The following is an 18,823-nucleotide window of genomic DNA, read 5'->3' on the forward strand; positions in this document are numbered from 1 at the left end:
ATATTGTTAACAAGTAGAAAAATAGTATAACCGTGCATAGTACAGCTGTTTCCACCGTATTACACCTTGATTAAATTTCAGAAATACCGTAGAATGTTCATGAGGATTACGCTTAAATTATTGATACGTATTATATTTCTAATTGAGAGAGGAGCCGCCTCATGCTAGATTTTCGTATTCATACGTTTTTGTGTGTCTGCCGCCATATGAACTATACCAAGGCTGCAGCAGAGCTGCATATCACACAGCCGGCTGTCTCACAGCACATCCGCTACCTGGAAAATGAGTACCATGCCAAATTATTCGATTATACGGGCAAGCACCTCATTCTGACACAGGCCGGACATATCCTTCTGGATGCAGCAGCCACTATCCGGCATGATGATCTCATCCTGAAGGAAAAACTGCAGGAACTCAGACGCAGTACGAAAATCGTTTCCTTTGGTGCGACCCATACAATAGGCGAGTTTATGATTGTGGATAAACTGGCACAGTATCTGAGGGAAAATCAGGAAGTCCTTTTGCGGTTGGAAATCGCTGATACGGAGCAGTTATTGCAGGAAATTAATGATGGTAAAATCGACTTTGCCATCGTCGAAGGATTTTTTGAACAGAAACAATACGAAACTATGCTGTTTTCTAAAGAACCGCTCATTGCCGTATGCGGTCCGGAATTCGATGTTCCCGATGAAGTAGAGCTGACCGATCTCTTGCTAAAACGCCTTTGCGTCCGAGAACGGGGATCCGGCTCACGGGATCTTTTGGAACGGACTCTGGCCGAATACAGCCTGTCGCTGGAAGATTTTCCATACCGGGCGGAAATTGGCAGTCCTCAGACCATCAAGGCGTTGGTACACTGCAATGCGGGATTCTCGTTTTCCTATGAAAAATCGGTGCGTGATGAATTAGCCGCAGGTACGCTTCGTAAGATTCATATCCGCAATTTTACAGCCGAACATTCCTTTACGTTCTTATGGCGTAAGGGAAGTATGTATGGCAATACGTTCCGCGGCATGTTTGAAGCACTGAAAGATTAGAAAGGATGAATAACATGATATATTCAACAGAAGTCAAGAATATGTGCCCCGTTACTAAAGGTGCATATCATGGACCGGCCCCGATTCCCGAAGAAGGCGAATGGGTACAGGTCAAAGAAATTAAGGATATCAGCGGTCTTACTCATGGTGTAGGCTGGTGTGCTCCCCAGCAGGGCGCCTGCAAGCTGACACTCAATGTCAAAGACGGTATCATTGAAGAAGCTCTCGTTGAAACGATTGGCTGTTCCGGTATGACCCATTCTGCCGCCATGGCATCGGAAATACTGCCGGGAAAGACTCTTTTGGAAGCGCTCAATACGGATCTGGTCTGCGATGCTATCAACGTTGCCATGCGCCAGTTGTTCCTCCAGATTGTGTATGGCCGCAGCCAGACGGCTTTTTCTGAAGGCGGATTGCCTATCGGCGCCAGCCTGGATGATCTGGGAAAAGGTATGCGCAGCCAGACCGGGACTATGTTTGGCACAAAAGCAAAAGGGACACGTTATCTGGAAATGACCGAAGGATATGTCACCCGTATGGCCCTGGATGAAGAAAATCAGGTTATCGGATACGAATTTATCCACCTTGGCAAAATGATGGACGCCATTAAAAAGGGCGTAGAACCAGCTAAAGCCATGGAAGATGCTAAAGGTCATTATGGCCGTTTTGAAGAAGCCGCTTCGTATATTGATCCGAGACAGCAATAGGAGGAACCTACAGATGGAATTATTCGAAAGTTATGACAGAAGAATAGATAAAATCCTCGGCGTGCTGAAAGAATACGGCATTAAAAGCGTAGAAGAATGCCGTGATATCTGCCAGAATGCCGGCATTGATCCGTATCAGACCGTCAAGGAAATCCAGCCCATCGCCTTTGAAAATGCCGGCTGGGCATATACCGTAGGGGCGGCCATTGCCATCAGGAAGAATTGCCGTACGGCTGTTGATGCGGCTAAAGCCATTGGCATCGGCCTGCAGGCTTTCTGCATTCCCGGATCCGTCGCCGAAGACCGCAAAGTAGGGCGGGGCCATGGTAATCTGGCATCTATGCTGCTTCAGGACAGCACACAGTGCTTCTGCTTCCTGGCCGGCCATGAATCTTTTGCCGCCGCTGAAGGAGCTATCGGTATTGTCCGCAATGCCAATAAAGCGCGTAAAGTGCCACTTCGCGTTATCCTGAACGGCCTGGGTAAAGACGCGGCCCAGATTATTTCCCGTATCAACGGATTTACTTATGTACAGACCCAGTTTGACTATAAAACGGGAGAACTGCACATTGTCCGGGAAATTTCCTATTCCAAAGGTGAACGTTCTGCTGTCCGCTGCTTCGGTGCCGATGACGTACGTGAAGGCGTGGCTATCATGCATCATGAAGGCGTTGATGTTTCTATCACGGGGAACTCGACAAACCCGACCCGCTTCCAGCATCCCGTTGCAGGTACGTATAAGAAAGAATGCATCGAAATGGGCAAGAAATACTTCTCCGTTGCATCTGGCGGTGGCACAGGCCGTACACTCCATCCAGATAACATGGCTGCCGGCCCAGCTTCTTACGGCATGACCGATACGATGGGCCGTATGCACAGCGATGCCCAGTTCGCTGGCTCTTCGTCCGTACCGGCTCACGTAGAAATGATGGGCTTCCTCGGCATGGGCAACAACCCCATGGTTGGCGCATCCGTAGCCATAGCTGTCGCCGTAGAAGGTGCTGCCAAAGCGGGAAAATTCTGATTTATCGTAAATGATGACTCAAATGAACAGGACTACCGACGAAGTCAGGTACACTTCGTTAGTAGTCCTGTTTTTGACACATAGTCTCATATTATGCTATAATATATAGCGGATTTATAATCAATGCACAAATTCAAGCTATCCAACGAGCAGGCCTTGGCGGATAGCTTGTTTCATACGCCATAAAGATTAGCAGTACGTCTTAAGAGCTGGAAATACGAGCTGCAGATGATTGGCAGAAATACCAGAAAGGGGATACAATGGCAGACATAAAAAAAATTGCAGGTCTTGCCTGCTGCATGATTTTCGTTTCTACATCTTTTGCCGGAGCCACGTTCCATCCTGGCGACAGGGGCAGCCAGGTTCTGGCAGTACAACAGCAACTGGCCGCTGACGGCTATTCACTGACCGTTGATGGGGACTACGGGACTGGAACGACGGAGGCAATCCGGGAGTTTCAACGGGATCATGGCCTGACGGCTGATGGCATTCTCGGCGCAGCGACCTATGCAGCCCTGATGGGATCGGCTATGCCGGATAATATGAGCAGTCATTTTGTGCAGAAAGACGCACCGGACCCAGAAGCAGCACCGGTGCAGCCTTCCCAGCTGCAGGATATCCAGCAGGCGCTGGCTGATCGGGGCTACAGTGTTGATGTGGATGGCGTATTCGGCAAAGGAACCGATGCGGCTGTCCGGTCTTTTCAAAGCAGTAATGGTCTGAATGCCGACGGTGTCATTGGCCCGGCTACTTACGAAGCACTGATGGGCCAGCCTATGCCTGACGGACAGACAACCTTTTCCATGGCAGACCGGTTCCGGACTGATACGGCTCCAGCAGCACCGGCAGATAATAAGCCTGCTGCCTCTTTAGAGCCGGCAACGGCGTCCAACGCTATTGTGTTACTGCAGCAGGCGCTGGCCAATAATGGATATGATGTCGATGTAGACGGCGTGTTTGGCGTTGGAACGGAAAATGCCGTCCGCAATTTCCAGGCCAGTCATGGATTGGAAGTAGATGGCGTAGCCGGCCAGGCTACGTTTTATGAACTGACTGGGAAATTCCTTCCTTCCGGTCCGCTGCGCCGCTTTGGTAACGGGGGATATGGCGGATCTACTATGGTGGCAGATAGGGCTCAGCGCCTTATGGGCATTGCCAACCAGTATATTGGCGTACCCTATGTGTTTGGCGGAAATGATCCGTCCGGATTTGACTGCTCCGGTTTTACCCGGTATGTCTATTCGGCCGTAGGAATCGATCTGCCCCGCATGGCTGACGAACAATACAACGTTGGGTACGATGTATCCCGTTCGTATTTGCAGCCGGGGGACCTCGTATTTTTCACGACTTATCTGCCCGGTGTTTCCCATGTAGGGATTTATATCGGAAATAACCAGTTTATCAACGCCTCCAATTCCGGGGTCAGTATTGACAGCCTGGACAGCCGCTATTGGTCCAGCCGCTATGTAGGGGCAAAACGGGTTATGTAAAAATAAGGTTTGCAGGAAATATCACCATGGGGCGAGTTGCCAATTAAACAGAGGCTGCACTAAAATGTCTTTAGCAATCATTTTAGTGCAGCCTCTGTTTGTTTATCGTGGGAAAAACCACTTATTTAACGAAAGCATACCACAATCCTATTTTCTTTATATATTGCAGTAGACCTGTTCCAGTTCATGCAGTATAGCATCAGTTATTTCAGGATTATCACCACTGTCATAGGATTTTTCAATGGCTGTTTCATCGACAATCCAGTGATTCCGCCGCAGATTTTGGCGGTGTTCATACAGCCATTGGGCACAGCATCGGGCCATGCGGCTTTCCGACAGGCTGCGCTTCAGGTAACGGAACCGTGTCCGGGGAATGGCCTGGTGAGGTTCTTTCATAATATCTTCGATTTCCAGTGTGAAGTCGCATTCATGATATCCGTTCGATACGGCTTCCCTGCCGACGAAACGGGTGTTTTCCAGCCCCATGTCATACAGAAGATACTCATGGAATAATTGTTTTTCCAGTTCATCGGCCATGATATCCCTTATGGGCAGGCACTGACAGATATCGTTATGACACAGGCGCAGCAGGTCCATCAACATGACGTGACGATGGCGCATGAACGTGCAGTCTGCAGCATCGAGCCAGATGGTGCGGAGACGGATATACGCTTTCATTTCTTCTTTATATCCGGCATCGTAAATGCTCAGCGGTGTGTTCTGGCAGGTGTACCGGTACAGACGGGGTTCCAGCGTGAGCCAGTCATGAGCAGCCTTCTGCCGGCATGGCTGGTCCAGCTGGCTATCGGCGAAGGTACGCTTCAATGCCTGCAGATAGTTCAGGCCGCTGCAGGAAACGGCAAGTACACGGAAGGTTCCAGAAACTGGCTGCTGGAAAAAAATCTGCTTGAAATCATTTTCTGTCAAATCGGATGTATCCATTTCTATCGGTCCTTTGTGGTGATGTATCTGTCCGGAACGTTATTGGGCAGATGCATTTTTTTCTGCTGCTTTGTGGGAATCGCTGTAAAAATTTTTGAATGATTGTACCCATGTACGAGCTGGATGAGGCAGGAAGCCCTTGCTTTTCCATACCATGGCCAGTGTCCAGGGAATCTGTGGCTCTACGAGGGGAATATGGACGAGCTTTTCGTCATCCAGACGCTGACAGATCGTGTGAGGCAGGAGTGCAATGCCCAGCTGGGTGCGTACGATTTCGGCCTGGAAATCCCAGTTGCTGCTCTGGCAGACAATCCGGGGATGGGCCATGATTTTCTGATAAAATGTCTTGATGAACGGATTGAGAGAGAATGATTTGGGATAATATACCAGCGGTTCGTCTTTTATCTCTTCCAGGGTAATGACTTTATTTTTGGCAAGGGGATGTTCCGGCCAGAGGACAACTTCCAGGTGCTCTTCGTTGAAGATAAAGAAATCGTAGGTCATTTCCGTTGCCACGGGTAGCGCAACAAACCCGACCTGGATAAGTCCTTCGTCAATCGATGAAATAATATCATTGGAGCCGACTTCCAGCAGTTCTAATTCAATTTGGGGATAATCGGAGATGAAATGCCGGATAAAGGATGTGATGAAAGAAGAGCCGATCATGGGGGGGATCCCGACCGTCAGCTGTCCGGAATTGAGGAGCTGGGGCGATTCCATCTGTTCGTTCAATTGGGAAAAGTCTTTTATGAGCGACTCAATACGCGGTAACAGCCAGGCGCCCGTTTCCGTCAGTTCGACGCGTTTGCCGTTCCGGTTAAACAACTTGACATTCCAATGGTCTTCCAGTGCCTTGATGCCTTTACTGATGGAAGGCTGGCTGATATGCAGTGATTTTGAAGCTTTGGTAAAACTTTTTTTCTGGGCTACTTCGACAAAGTAGGTTAATTGAAATAGATCCATAGCCTTACGTCACCTCTCTTATGACACTATATTACCATATTTCTTAGCATAATAGAACCATGCACAAATGGAATGTTACTGATATGTCAAGTTTATTTATTTTTCATCATGTGTGTAAGGCAGAGGGGACTTATTATCTATAAGCTGAAATTTTAATAATATTTTAATCTATAAGACATGGAAGTAGTGTATTGTCATATGTCTCATAACGAGATATAATGAAAGACAAATGTATATTGTGAATATACATTCACCTATTTTAAGGAGATGTTACCTATGTCAAAAAATGCAAACGCAAATGCCCTGATTATTGGCTTTGCCATGTTTGCCGTATTCTTCGGTGCGGGCAATCTGGTATTTCCGCCTCTTATCGGGCTCATGTCAGGGAGTTCCTGGGAAATCGCTATTATCGGCCTTGCTATTTCAGCTATTTTATTTCCTATTGCTACGATTATTGCTGTCGATAATATGGGCGGTAACGTCCAGGCTATTTGTGCACCTGTAGCCAAATGGTTTACGAAAAGCTACATGGTCATGTGGATTATCTTTATCCTCACCTGTGGCGTGCCCCGGCAGGCAGGCGTTGGCATTGAAAGCGGCCTGCTCAGCGTATTGCCGGGACTGCAGGGAAATGACGCCGTCCGTATTGCTCTTCTGGCAGGATATTTTGTCATTGTCCTGGCGCTTACCTTCCGTCCATCCAAAATCGTCGATATCGTCGGAAAATATCTGACACCGTTCCTGCTCATCTGCCTGGTCGTCATGATCGCCCTGGCTGTTTTCGAACCGCTGGGAACACCGATTGCGCCGCAGGTAGATAACGTATTCTCCTATTCTTTCCTGCAGGGCTATCAGACTGGTGACGTTGCCGTCGGCATTGCCATTGCCGGTATGTTCGTCGCTTCCATCAAAGCCAAAGGATATACCGACCCGTCAGCACGGCATAAAATGACACTGAAAGCTGCCGTTGTCGCCTTCCTGGGACTTCTCATCGTTTATGGCGGCCTGTTGTACCTCGGTGCTACCGGATCCAGTATGTTTGATGGCAAAATGGATCAGACAGCTCTTCTCAATGGCCTCGTCCATGCGCTGACCGGTGCTACCGGTAATGTTGTGCTCGGCATTGGTATTTTCCTGGCCTGCCTGACGACGACCATTGGCGTCGGTTCGACTATTGCCAATCTGACCGTTGACTTATCAGATGGTAAGATTCCTTTCAAATACATGATGGTATTTGTGTGCCTCTTCGGCCTTGCTGAAGCCTGCATTGGCGTACAGGGGATCATCCGTTATACATTCTGGATTTTTATTGCTATTTATCCCGTTTCTATCGCCCTTATGCTTCTTGGCGTATTCTGCAAATACGTTCCTAATCATGGTGCCTGGAAAGGGACCATCGCCATGGCAACCATTATCGGTTTGTTTGAAGGGCTGATGCAGCTCAATAAGAGTGGTATTACCAATCTTCCCCTCGACTCACTCATCCAGCTGTATAATCACATTCCCTTTGCAGCGGAAGGGTTTGCCTGGGTTCTGCCGGCTGTTATTGGTTTCATCGTTGGCACCGTCATTGTAAAATCCAAAGGCGGCGATCCCTATCCTATGATTTCGAAAAATCAGTAAAACGGACGAAGGAGAGATTGATATGGCGTTACAGATTGAAAATATAGAAAAAGACCCTCTTTGTTGTCCTCAGGAACGGCCGGCATCACTGGAATCGCTGACTTTTTCCAGTCATGGCTGCCAGGTATATGGCACGGCTCTGATTCCCGGTGGAGCCAGGGACCAGACCTATCCCTGTGTCATTATCTGCCATGGCTTTCCCGGTTTTGCCTCAACTTTTGACATTGCCCAGAACCTGCGCCGTACCGGCCTGGTAGTCATCAGTTTTTCTTACCGTGGCAACTGGGGGAGTCAGGGGAATTATACCTTTTCTGGTGCTATCGACGATGCCGTTTGCGTGGCCGAATGGGCTCATGACGAAAAAAACGCAGCTCAATACCACATCGATAAAAACAACATCTTCTTCATTGGTCACAGTATGGGCGGTTTTGTCTCCATTAATGTCACACGGCGCCTTCCCTGGCTGAAAGGGACGGCCGTCATGTCACCGTATGACCTGCCGTACTGGCCTGCCCATGGTCTGGACGCGGCTATGCACGAACTCATCGACTCCAGCCTTTACGTTCTTCATATTGAATCACCGGAAGCCTTGTACCGGAACGTCGTATACTGCTGTCAGCAGGGATACGGTATCTCCCAGGCTTTTGAAGATATCAAAGACCGGAACCTCTATTTTATCGGAGCCAGCCAGGATGACGTGGCACCTGCCAAAACGATGATTGAACCTCTTTGGAATCAGCTCAGCCAGCATCAGACAACGGCTATCCAGGATTATGATACACTGCCGACAGAACATGCCTATAATGACGTGCGCCTTACCGTAAGTCGCATGTTTGCCCAGTGGATTGACAAAGTCCTGGAAGCAGAAAAGAAGTAACAGGAAGCACCTTTATTATGCATTAGACTACAAAGCAGGGGCTGTCGCACGAAGCGGCAGCCCCTGTTATTTGTAGTTTTTGCTTTTTCTTCAAACCTCAAACTTTTTTCTTAGCTACGGCAGACCTGGAAAATTCTGGACGAACTGGATGCGGATGTCTGGGAAGGAATCGACGAACTGGACCGTAAAATCTTCACCGTAGTCGACGAATTGCCACTGGCCAATGTCATCGGGGAAGTAGTCGACCGTCTGGACGCGCAGATCCGGGAACGAGTCGACGACCTGGACACGGATATCCGGGAAGGAATCGACGACGCGTACTTTACCAGCCAGACGGATATTTTTGAAGTAGCCGTCTGCATTGATGGGAGACGCGGCCAGGGTTGAGCCGCCGATGCAGAACAGACAGAGTGACAGACATATAAATCGCAGGAATTGTTTCATCGTGCATACCTCCTTACAGGAATAAGTCTTTCGTTTCCTTTAGCGTAGCAAGTTTTTCGTTAGAATACAACGGGTTGTAGGGATATAAAAAATTAATTACAAAAAATAATTGGATATTTACAAATGAAGTGTCATTGCTATAATAAGAAGTATGCTAGACAATTTAATTAAAATAATAGGATACAAGGCCGTATTGCTTATCTATTTTCGATAATCGATGCGGTACTTTTCTATTCAAAGAGGGGGAAGCGCGCATGGTAGCAACAAAAATGTATGAATTGGGGCCAAGGCTAACCTGATTCGGACACTCTACATGTTTGGCCTCCAGCAGGCTAAAAAAGTGGGCGAAGAAAATGTATTCGATTACAGTATCGGCAACCCGTCTGTACCGCCACCGCAGGCTGTATCCGATGCCATTGTCGAACTGGCAACGAAGTATTCCCCTATGGAAATCAACAGCTATACTCCGGCTATGGGTCTTTCGGAAGTCCGTCAGGGACTAGCCGACTATATGAATAAGACTTATGGGGCGGAGCTTAAGGCAGATAACTTCTATCTTACCTGTGGTGCCAGTGCTTCGTTGTCTATTATCATGAAGGCACTCATAGAACAGGATGGGGATGAAGTCATCATCATCGCTCCCTATTACCCGGAATATAAAACCTTCGTCACTGTACCGGGTGGTAAAGTCGTCATTGTGCCACCGGACACAAAACACTTCCAGCTCGATATTGAAAAGCTGGAAGCGGCGATTACCCCGCGGACGAAAGCTGTCCTGATTAATTCGCCGAATAACCCGTCAGGGATGGTATACTCAGCAGAAACGCTGACGAAATTAGGAGATCTTCTGCGGGAAAAATCACAGGAACTGGGACATCCCATTTATCTGATTTCCGATGAACCGTACCGGGAAATCGTCTATGATAATATTCCCATTCTGTATGTACCGAAGTTCTATAAGGATTCCATTATCCTCTATTCGTACAGCAAATCCTTATCGCTTCCGGGCAACCGTGCCGGCTATATCCTGGTGCCGGGAGGCGTAGAAGATGGAAAAGATGTTTATACGGCCGTCATTGGCGCCGGTCGTGCCTTGGGGTTTGTCAACATGCCCAATCTCTATCAGCATGTCATCCTGAAATGTATGGGTATGACTTCCGATTTCAGCGTCTATGACCAGAACCGTAAGACACTGTACAATAATCTCAGTGAAATGGGATTTGACTGCGTATATCCTAGCGGTGCTTTCTACTTATTCATGAAAGCGCCTGACGGCGATGATATGCAGCTCATGGAAAATGGTAAGAAAATCAATCTGCTCCTCGTACCAGGGACAGGATTTGATTGCCCGGGATATGTTCGCATATCCTACTGTAAACAGCCAGAGATGGTTGAACGGTCTCTGCCAGTCTTCCAGAAACTTCGAGATATGTACAAGTAATAATTATATACAAATCAATACCTCTTTTCTCTTTATGAAAAACCGTTACAATATGGCTTGTCCCCTATATTGTAACGGTTTTTGGATATCTTACGATAAACGGACGGTGGCATGAATTCATACTTTTCATGCCACTGTCTGTTGCTATATTTTTTTTCACGATTCCCTGGTTATACGGTCTGCCAGAGCAGGCGGTTTGCTTTGATGAGAATGGTCACTTTGTCCGTATCGCGGAGCCAGGAAAGGTAGGACCGGATGGTATTTCCGATGAGGACGTATTGTTCCACTGTGAGTGTGAGATGATAATAGTCAAATACGGACTGCAATATGTCATCCCAGCTCAGGGGGGCCTGGCAGAGTTGGAGAATCAGATCGGCGATTTCCTGCACCTTCTGCCGGTTGTACTGCACGAGCGGGCGGATATTCTGCACGGCTTCAGCATGAGCCGGTACAAACCAGTCTGCTTCCATCGTTTCTACTTTGTCCAGTGTATCGAGATAAGCCTGAACGTCGTAGATATATCCCAGGGCATACTTATCGAGAATCGCCCGGCTGTTCAGGCAGTCTGCGAGAAATACGACATTATCGGGTGTACGGAATCCAACCATATGGAAGAAATGGCCGGGCAGGGGAATGATTTCTATATCCTGGGGAAAGGACGGGTCGGAAAAATCGGTGACAGGACTTTCTTTTGCCATGAGAAATTTGTGTCTCAGATCTTTCATGGGATAGCCGCCATATAAAAAGGATGGTTCTAGAATGGGATACGATGTAAATGCCTTTTCCAGTCCGCCGGCATAGACGCGGCATCCCGTCTGACGCTGCAGATATTGATTGCCTCCGATGTGGTCCGCATTGGAGTGGGTATTGAGGATTCCCTGCAGCTGCCAGCCCTGTTGTTCCAAGATTTGACGCAGTTTTCGCCCCGCATCTTTGTCATTCCCGCTGTCGATAAACCAGGCGTGGACACCGTCGGGGCACCAGACGCCGATTTTAGCGGGGCTTTCGATATAATAGGTTTTGCCAGTAAGGGCCGTAAGTTCAAACATTCAGGACACCTCTTTACGGTTTGGACGCTGTGAGAAACAGGATTTCCGGGGGAACTTGTGAGGAAAACTGGAATGGTGTGAGTACGGCACTGTACGCTCCGGCGTGAGGGAAAGCTAATACGTCCCCAGGCGATAGTTTTGGCAGGAGCACGTCCGAGGCGATGATGTCTGCTGCCGTGCATAAATTGCCGTAGATGGTGACTTTTTCCATTTCCTGCGTGTCGTTCAGCACGTAGAAGGGAGTCGAACCGGTGCGGTAAAATAAGGGTTCCCGTGCTGGTGCTGTTTCACTGATGCTGGTGACGAGGTGTTCCAGACAGGGACGGAGAAAACCATTTAATGTATTGGCTGCTATGGCGATATGGCTGCCGTGAGATTCTTTCGTATCGATGATATGGGTGACATACCAGCCACAGGGGCCCGCCAGATAGCGGCCGCTTTCAATCAGGATACGGGCCTGTGAAAACGTATCTTCATAAATGACGCGTAGTTTTTCCAGTTCCTGTCCCAGAGATTCTATGTCGCAATCTGCTTCGTCCTGACAATAGGGGATACCGATGCCACTCCCGAGATTGAGGAAGCATAGCGGGCTGTCCAGTTTTTCCTGAATGAGTGAAGCCAGGGAGAAGACATTTTTATAATAGCTGCAAAGTGTGTTCCAGTTCAGCTCCTGGCTGCGCAGGTGGGTGTGTACCCCGATAATGAGGATATGAGATAATTTTTTTAATTCCGGCAGAGCAGAGAAAAACGCATCTTCATCGATGCCGAATTTTGAGCTGTGTCCCTTCTTGTCAGTATAGGAGAAATTGGGGTTGATGCGGACGCCGATGGGGACTTTCATATTCTTTGTGGCGGCCAGTGCGTTGATACGGCGTATTTCATTCAGACTGTCGGCGATGAGGATACACTGGCCTAGTGCTTTTTCCAGACAATAATCGCTCTTGCCTGGGGCAGAGTAATAGATGTGGTCGGATGGTACGCCACAGTCACTTGCAGCATACACTTCTCCCAGACTGGCAGCATCGGCATCGATGTCACTGGAGAATATGGTCTTTAAGATTGCCCGATGGGGATTGCATTTGATGGAATACAAAATCTGTTCATGAGGAAAGGCCTGCTGCAGATGATGAATGGATTCCACGAGAGTCTGTTCATCATAGAAATAGAAACTTTCGTGCTTTTTTGCTTCGGCCAGTAATAGGGGACGCAGACGCTGGGTTAACATAGACATGCACCTCTTTTTCGGGATGGAATACAGATACGATTCGCTATAGACGTGGTATAATGCTACTATAAGCGTACCATATTGTTAACAGAAATTCCAGACGTATATCTTGCGTTGGAGGAGGAAACGAAATGCGTGAAGAATCGCTTTTTTCACAGGATGTGCCGCAACCGCTGGCCAGCCGCATGCGGCCGGAAACTCTGGATGAATTTGTCGGTCAGCAGCACCTCATAGGAAAGGGGAAGGTACTGTATAATCTGATTGAAAAAGATTGTATTTCTTCTATGATTTTCTGGGGACCGCCCGGTGTAGGCAAAACGACGCTGGCACGGATCATAGCTCACCATACCAAGTCGGTATTTATTGATTTTTCTGCCGTTACCAGCGGGATACGGGAAATCCGCAAAGTCATGGAAGAAGCGGAGAAAAACAGGATGTACGGACAACGGACCATCGTTTTTGTCGATGAAATCCACCGTTTTAATAAGGCACAGCAGGATGCGTTCCTTCCTTTTGTAGAAAAAGGAAGTATTATCCTGATTGGGGCGACGACGGAAAACCCCTCTTTTGAAATCAACAGCGCTCTCCTTTCACGGTGCAAGGTATTTGTCCTGAAAGCGTTGACAACGGATGATCTGGTACAGCTCCTCCGGCGGGCTGTCCAGAGTCCCCGCGGATTGGGAAGGGAACGCGTATCTGTAGGTGAAGACGTATTGACGCGGATTGCCGTCTTTGCCAACGGGGATGCCCGTACGGCCTTATCGACACTGGAAATGGTTGTCCTGAATAGTGAATGCAAGGAGGACGGTACGCTGGTAGTGAGCCCCGATATACTGGAGCAGTGTACGTCACAGAAATCTCTTCTATATGATAAGAATGGGGAAGAGCATTATAATATCATTTCGGCGCTGCATAAGTCTATGCGGAATTCCGATCCCGATGCGGCTGTTTACTGGCTGGCCCGCATGCTGGAAGCCGGCGAGGATCCACTATATGTGGCCCGCCGGGTCACACGTTTTGCCAGTGAAGATATCGGTCTGGCAGACCCGCGGGCGCTGACTATTGCCATCGCTGCATATCAGGCCTGTCACTTTATCGGCATGCCGGAATGTACGGTTCATCTGACCGAAGCCGTCGTGTACATGTCACTGGCTCCCAAATCCAATGCGCTGTATACGGCCTATGGCCAGGCTCGTCATGATGCACTGCGGACATTATCCGAACCGGTGCCTCTGGTGATACGAAACGGGGTAACGAAGCTTATGAAAGACCTGGGATATGGGAAGGGATATCAGTATGCCCATGAAACAAAAGAAAAGCTGACGGACATGCAGTGCCTTCCCGATACACTGGCAGGAAGGGAATACTACCGGCCGGGACAAAAGGGAGAGGAAGCGGAATTTTCTACCCGCCTGCAGCGCATCAAACAATGGAAGAAAGCGCACAGGCAGGGGGAAAAGCAGGAATGAAAGAATATCTTTTAACTTTTTTTTTGATTTCGTTTACATATAGTTTACATTTGGCTTCTATACTAAAAACACAATTCCGCCCGGTATGGCTCCGATAATCCGGACCTGCCAGACTCAGAATAAATTAGGAGATATATAATGAACCGTTATTGCAATCCATTCCGAGGACCTCACGGCAGTGCATATAAATTGACGGCTATGGGAATGGTCCTGCTATTAGCCTGCATCATCATATACGGCGTCAGCCATTCACAGAAAATAACAAAAGAAAAAGGAAGCAGCGGACCGATTCCCGTGGCGTCGTATACATTGGCCAGGCAGGACATGAATCGTACCATATCCCTGTCGGGGAAGACCGTACCTGTATCCCAGGTGGATATCACGACGAAATATGCTGGCAAAATAGCGGCAGTCAGGGTGAATCTGGGTGATACGGTAGAGCCCGGCCAGGTACTGCTGCTGCAGGACGTCGTCGATGCGACTCTTTCCCTGCAGCAGGGACAGGCGGCACTGTTGCAGGCGATGGCTGATTCACGGGCGGCAGAATCCCAGTTTTATGCCGATCTGAAAAAAGCCGAAGTCGATTATGATATGGCCAAAATCAATTATAACCGGTATCAGGTCCTGCGCGATGAAGGCGCTGTATCCCAGCGCGAGCTGGACACGATATATCAGGCCTTTATCGATGCCCAGGCCGTATTGGACAATCTCAATTCCCAGAATGTAGGATCTGTCCCGGCCAGTATTGCCGGAAAATATGCGGCACAGGATAAAGCCGATTATGCCGTACACAGCCTGTCACAGCAGATCGATGACATGACGCTGCGCGCCCCACGTAGGGGTGTCATAACGTACCGGAATGCAGAAGCAGGTACGATTGTACCGGCCAATACGAAAGTGCTGACCATCACCGATACGAGTGGCATGTATGTCGATTGTGCCCTATCAGAAGAAGATGTCGCCTTTATGCAGATGGGAACTCCTGTTACGGTGTCCATTGATTCGTTGGCAAAGACGTACGATGGAATCGTTACGTATGTCAGTCCGGCTATGAATGATGCCGATAAGACTTATGCCATACGTATTACGCTGCAAAATCCTGACGCCCTGCTCCGTGGAGGGATGCTGGCTGAAATGAATATAAGTGTGTTGCAGAGGAAAGATACATTGTTTGTCCCCAAGGAAGCTCTGGATGTACAAAACGGGACGTCCCGTGCATACGTTATCAGACCGGACCAGACCGTTGAAATCCGCACGGTTCAGACGGGACTGATGAATGATTCCTATATAGAAGTGACAGACGGACTTTCCGAAGGAGACGTCATTGCGACGACTAATCTGGCACGTCTGAAAGATGGTACTGCCGTTACAGTTGATTAATATGAGGTGTTACCCATGAATCTGACTAAATTTTCTATACAGCGGCCCATCGGTATTGCCATGATTGTAGCATTTTTTGTCGTTCTCGGCCTGTTCAGTTTTTATAAAATCGGCGTAGAATTACTGCCGGCGCTGAATACGCCCTATGTAACCGTTTCCATCGCCTATCCGGGGGCCAATGCGGACTCGGTGGAACAGCAGGTTGTCAAGCCGGTGGAAAATGCCCTGTCTTCCGTTGCCAATCTCAAACACATGACTTCCCAGGCTTCATACGGGCAGGCGCGGATTACACTGGAACTGGATTTTTCTGCCAATGCTGATGCGGCGGCCATTGATGCGACGAAGAAAATCAATGCCATACGGGGTAGTTTCCCGACAGGAATTGAAGAGCCGGTCGTCATTAAGCGGGATATCAATGCCACTCCTGTCATGTATATTGCCGTGCAGTCGTCCCGGCCACTGGATGACATATATACCAAGGCATATAATGATTTTCAGGATGTACTCCAGCAGGCGGACGGTGTATCGGAAATCAATCTCAATGGCGGACGGGATAAAGAAATCGCCGTTGAAATCGACAAAAACAAGCTGGTTCATTTTGACATGACCCTGGCAGAAGTGATTTCTGCGTTAAAGTCAGAAAATCTGCTCATGCCGTCCGGGACGGTCTATTCATCCGGCACAGCGACGGACGTCCGGGTGAAGGCGCAGTATGCCAATGAGGCTGAATTATCGCAGATTGAAATCACCAATGCCAAAGGCGCCCGGATCCCACTGACAGCCGTCGCTTCCATTAAGCGGCAGGATCAGCGGGTCAGCCGCTATGCCCGTGTAAATGGTGAAGACGCCATTGTCATGGAAGTATATAAAAACAGTGATGCCAACGTCGTATCGACAGTAGATAATGTCAATAAAAAATTGGAAACGCTGAGGCAGGACAATCCGGAATATACCTTTACTGTAACCAGTGAATCAGCGTCTTATATCCGCAATTCCCTGAATAACACATTGCAGACACTCATTGAAGGACTCTGTACGACCGGCCTGGTCCTGTTCTTTTTCCTGCGGGGCTGGCGGTCTTCCCTGGCCGTTATGGTAGCCATACCGACGTCTCTTATTTCTACGTTCTTTGCCATGTATATGGCCGGTTTTACCTTTAATATGATGTCTCTCATGGGGATGACCCTTTGCATTGGCATCCTCGTAGATGACTCCATCGTTATTCTGGAAAATATACACCGCCATATCAGAAACGGAGAGCCGCCGGAGACGGCAGCCCTCAACGGCCGTATGGAAATCGGCATGGCCGCCATTGCCATTACGCTGTGCGATGTAGTCGTTTTTCTGCCTATCGCTTTTATGACGGATATGGTAGGACAGTACTTCAAACAATTCGGCCTGACTATCGTATTTGCTACCTTGTTTTCCCTCTTTGTTTCCTTCACCCTGACTCCTATGCTGGCATCCCGGCTGTTTAAAAAAGGGGCAGAAGTAAAGAAGCGGCCTTTGTGGCAATTTATGGACCGCATGGAGGAACGGGCCCGCCAGGAATATACGAAGATACTTACATGGAGTATTGATCATCCGCGGAAACTGGTCCTGCCCATCCTGTTTTTGTTTGCAGTGGCACTGGGACTCCTGGTCAGCGGTACCGTGGGGTCGGAATTTATGCCGCAGACGGATGAAAGCGGGTTCCGCGTATCCATCCAGCTGCCGGCAAATGCCAGCCTGGATAGAACAAATGGCGTCGCCCGGCAGATAGAAGATTATCTGAAGACTGTACCGGAAGTCACTTATTACACGGCTATGGTAGGAGGAAAGCGGCAGAATGAAGCGACTATCAAAGTGACGCTGGACGACCGACGCAACCGTTCCCGGTCTATCTGGGATGTGACCAATGAGGTACGTAAATTCGCCGCAGCCCATGTGTGGGATGGTACGGTACGGGTCCGGGAAGACCAGGCTTCCGTAGCCGGTACATCCGGCGGCTATGGCGGCGGATCCGGGAATCTCCGGCTGGAACTCCGTGGCAAGGATAATGAACGGCTGCTCCAGAAATCGAAAGAAATCGAAACATGGATGCAGACGGATATTGCCGGCCTCAACGGGGTCAGCAGTTCGTATGAAGATGGTATGCCTGAATACCGGCTTGTGGTGGACCGGGTGAAATTAAAACAGTACGGAGCATCACTGGATGATCTCAATAAAAATTTCTCCAATGCTATCAGTGGGCAGAAAGCGGGAGTATTGCCAAACGATGCTAAAAACGATAATAACGATACAGATATTTACGTGCGGCTGAAAGGCGCCGATTCTTTCGGCGTATCCGATCTCAGACGAATCCCGCTCAATGCCAATGGTCATATCATCTTTGTTAGTGACGTGGCGCAGATTGTATCGGCTACAGGGCCGGTCACGATCCGCCGTACGGACAAAGAGCGGAGTATTACCCTGGGAGCCGTGCCGCAGGGCAGACCGCTCAGCGATATCATTCAGGACATAACGGCCCATTTGCAGACGATGGACTTGCAGGGCATCACCTACCGGTTTACCGGACAGGCAGATCAGATGACGACGGCATTCAGGAGTCTGGGCGAAGCCCTGGGATTATCGCTCATCCTGATATTCATGATTCTGGCGATTCTCTATGAATCCATCAAAACACCGTTTATCCGCATGTTTTCTCTCCCTCTGGGCCTGATTGGTTCTGTGTTCCTTCTGTTCCTCACGAATAATACGCTCAATCTTTATTCATTGATTGGCATTCTGGTCATGGACGGCATGGTGGCAAAAAACGGGACGCTGCTCCTGGATTACACCCTGACGTTGATTCATGAGCAGCATATGGATGTACGCAGCGCCGTCATCGAAGCCGGACGGGTCCGGCTCCGTCCTATTTTCATGACGACCCTTACGATGATTGTAGGGATGCTGCCGACGGCATTATCCATGTCAGCCGGCTCAGAAACCCGGTCCAGCATGGCCGTTGTCGTCATTGGCGGACTGATTACATCGACCGTATTTACCCTTGTGATTATTCCGATTCTGTTTCTTTTTATCGAAAATCACCGGCCGGGCAAAAAAATGCCGGCAAAGTAAGCGGGATGCGGCAGATAATACAGGGACTATCCGTGTGCAGCTGGAAATTTGGC

Annotated in this window: 15 protein-coding genes; 10 read left to right on the top strand and 5 right to left on the bottom strand. The window is 48.9% G+C overall.

The window, feature by feature from the left end:
- Positions 1–161 precede the first annotated feature (161 nt).
- The 4 genes from B2U90_RS01010 to B2U90_RS01025 all read left to right on the top strand — a co-directional run bounded on the left by B2U90_RS01010 (position 162) and on the right by B2U90_RS01025 (position 4,258).
- Positions 162–1,037, top strand: a complete 876-nt coding sequence (locus B2U90_RS01010; protein WP_059077104.1) for a LysR family transcriptional regulator — start codon at positions 162–164, stop codon at positions 1,035–1,037.
- A gap of 14 nt (positions 1,038–1,051) precedes the next feature.
- Complete coding sequence (locus B2U90_RS01015) at positions 1,052–1,744, top strand: iron-sulfur cluster assembly scaffold protein (RefSeq protein ID WP_059077103.1); 693 nt, start codon at positions 1,052–1,054, stop codon at positions 1,742–1,744.
- A 13-nt stretch (positions 1,745–1,757) separates the two neighbouring features.
- Positions 1,758–2,768, top strand: a complete 1,011-nt coding sequence (locus B2U90_RS01020; protein WP_292016866.1) for a GGGtGRT protein — start codon at positions 1,758–1,760, stop codon at positions 2,766–2,768.
- Positions 2,769–3,028: 260 nt separating this feature from the next.
- On the top strand, positions 3,029–4,258 hold the full coding sequence (locus tag B2U90_RS01025; protein ID WP_234995357.1) for a peptidoglycan-binding protein: 1,230 nt from the start codon (positions 3,029–3,031) through the stop codon (positions 4,256–4,258).
- A 156-nt stretch (positions 4,259–4,414) separates the two neighbouring features.
- On the opposite strand, the gene B2U90_RS01030 is transcribed toward B2U90_RS01025, so the two are convergent.
- Entirely contained in the window at positions 4,415–5,200 is a 786-nt protein-coding gene (locus B2U90_RS01030) for a hypothetical protein (RefSeq protein WP_150824333.1), read from the bottom strand.
- A 39-nt stretch (positions 5,201–5,239) separates the two neighbouring features.
- A complete protein-coding gene (locus B2U90_RS01035) occupies positions 5,240–6,163 on the bottom strand; it encodes a LysR family transcriptional regulator (RefSeq protein ID WP_059077099.1) in 924 nt (307 codons plus the stop codon).
- Between the two features lie 276 nt (positions 6,164–6,439).
- Between B2U90_RS01035 and B2U90_RS01040 the strand changes: the two genes are divergently transcribed.
- Positions 6,440–7,786, top strand: coding sequence for a branched-chain amino acid transport system II carrier protein (locus B2U90_RS01040; RefSeq protein WP_075581818.1), 1,347 nt, complete (start codon positions 6,440–6,442; stop codon positions 7,784–7,786).
- 22 nt (positions 7,787–7,808) lie between these two features.
- Positions 7,809–8,663 (top strand): alpha/beta hydrolase, encoded by an 855-nt coding sequence (locus B2U90_RS01045; RefSeq protein ID WP_292016867.1) that lies wholly within the window; start codon positions 7,809–7,811, stop codon positions 8,661–8,663.
- 114 nt (positions 8,664–8,777) lie between these two features.
- On the opposite strand, the gene B2U90_RS01050 is transcribed toward B2U90_RS01045, so the two are convergent.
- The gene (locus B2U90_RS01050; protein WP_059077096.1) at positions 8,778–9,107 is read right to left on the bottom strand and encodes a hypothetical protein; all 330 of its coding nucleotides are present in this window, start codon (positions 9,105–9,107) and stop codon (positions 8,778–8,780) included.
- Positions 9,108–9,402: 295 nt separating this feature from the next.
- Here B2U90_RS01050 and B2U90_RS01055 point away from each other — a divergent pair, with 295 nt between their 5' ends.
- On the top strand, positions 9,403–10,548 hold the full coding sequence (locus B2U90_RS01055; protein ID WP_292016918.1) for a pyridoxal phosphate-dependent aminotransferase: 1,146 nt from the start codon (positions 9,403–9,405) through the stop codon (positions 10,546–10,548).
- A gap of 170 nt (positions 10,549–10,718) precedes the next feature.
- On the opposite strand, the gene B2U90_RS01060 is transcribed toward B2U90_RS01055, so the two are convergent.
- Together B2U90_RS01060 and B2U90_RS01065 are read right to left on the bottom strand one after the other, a co-directional pair.
- Positions 10,719–11,597 (bottom strand): MBL fold metallo-hydrolase, encoded by an 879-nt coding sequence (locus B2U90_RS01060; protein WP_292016868.1) that lies wholly within the window; start codon positions 11,595–11,597, stop codon positions 10,719–10,721.
- Between the two features lie 13 nt (positions 11,598–11,610).
- A complete protein-coding gene (locus B2U90_RS01065; RefSeq protein ID WP_292016869.1) occupies positions 11,611–12,822 on the bottom strand; it encodes a hypothetical protein in 1,212 nt (403 codons plus the stop codon).
- A gap of 131 nt (positions 12,823–12,953) precedes the next feature.
- Here B2U90_RS01065 and B2U90_RS01070 point away from each other — a divergent pair, with 131 nt between their 5' ends.
- The 3 genes from B2U90_RS01070 (at position 12,954) to B2U90_RS01080 (ending at position 18,770) form a co-directional block, all read left to right on the top strand.
- Positions 12,954–14,291 (top strand): replication-associated recombination protein A, encoded by a 1,338-nt coding sequence (locus B2U90_RS01070; protein WP_292016870.1) that lies wholly within the window; start codon positions 12,954–12,956, stop codon positions 14,289–14,291.
- Positions 14,292–14,429: 138 nt separating this feature from the next.
- On the top strand, positions 14,430–15,671 hold the full coding sequence (locus tag B2U90_RS01075) for an efflux RND transporter periplasmic adaptor subunit (protein ID WP_292016871.1): 1,242 nt from the start codon (positions 14,430–14,432) through the stop codon (positions 15,669–15,671).
- Between the two features lie 15 nt (positions 15,672–15,686).
- Entirely contained in the window at positions 15,687–18,770 is a 3,084-nt protein-coding gene (locus B2U90_RS01080; RefSeq protein WP_292016872.1) for an efflux RND transporter permease subunit, read from the top strand.
- The last annotated feature ends 53 nt before the right edge of the window (positions 18,771–18,823 follow it).

Origin of the sequence: Megasphaera sp. UBA4233 (assembly GCF_002395615.1) — a bacterium.
Taxonomy (GTDB): Bacteria; Bacillota; Negativicutes; order Veillonellales; family Megasphaeraceae; genus Megasphaera; species Megasphaera hexanoica.

Coding starts and splice junctions, on each gene's coding strand:
- B2U90_RS01010 (WP_059077104.1), top strand. CDS start 162: ATGCTAGATTTTCGTATTCATACGTTTTTGTGTGTCTGCCGCCATATG.
- B2U90_RS01015 (WP_059077103.1), top strand. CDS start 1,052: ATGATATATTCAACAGAAGTCAAGAATATGTGCCCCGTTACTAAAGGT.
- B2U90_RS01020 (WP_292016866.1), top strand. CDS start 1,758: ATGGAATTATTCGAAAGTTATGACAGAAGAATAGATAAAATCCTCGGC.
- B2U90_RS01025 (WP_234995357.1), top strand. CDS start 3,029: ATGGCAGACATAAAAAAAATTGCAGGTCTTGCCTGCTGCATGATTTTC.
- B2U90_RS01030 (WP_150824333.1), bottom strand. CDS start 5,200: ATGGATACATCCGATTTGACAGAAAATGATTTCAAGCAGATTTTTTTC.
- B2U90_RS01035 (WP_059077099.1), bottom strand. CDS start 6,163: ATGGATCTATTTCAATTAACCTACTTTGTCGAAGTAGCCCAGAAAAAA.
- B2U90_RS01040 (WP_075581818.1), top strand. CDS start 6,440: ATGTCAAAAAATGCAAACGCAAATGCCCTGATTATTGGCTTTGCCATG.
- B2U90_RS01045 (WP_292016867.1), top strand. CDS start 7,809: ATGGCGTTACAGATTGAAAATATAGAAAAAGACCCTCTTTGTTGTCCT.
- B2U90_RS01050 (WP_059077096.1), bottom strand. CDS start 9,107: ATGAAACAATTCCTGCGATTTATATGTCTGTCACTCTGTCTGTTCTGC.
- B2U90_RS01060 (WP_292016868.1), bottom strand. CDS start 11,597: ATGTTTGAACTTACGGCCCTTACTGGCAAAACCTATTATATCGAAAGC.
- B2U90_RS01065 (WP_292016869.1), bottom strand. CDS start 12,822: ATGTTAACCCAGCGTCTGCGTCCCCTATTACTGGCCGAAGCAAAAAAG.
- B2U90_RS01070 (WP_292016870.1), top strand. CDS start 12,954: ATGCGTGAAGAATCGCTTTTTTCACAGGATGTGCCGCAACCGCTGGCC.
- B2U90_RS01075 (WP_292016871.1), top strand. CDS start 14,430: ATGAACCGTTATTGCAATCCATTCCGAGGACCTCACGGCAGTGCATAT.
- B2U90_RS01080 (WP_292016872.1), top strand. CDS start 15,687: ATGAATCTGACTAAATTTTCTATACAGCGGCCCATCGGTATTGCCATG.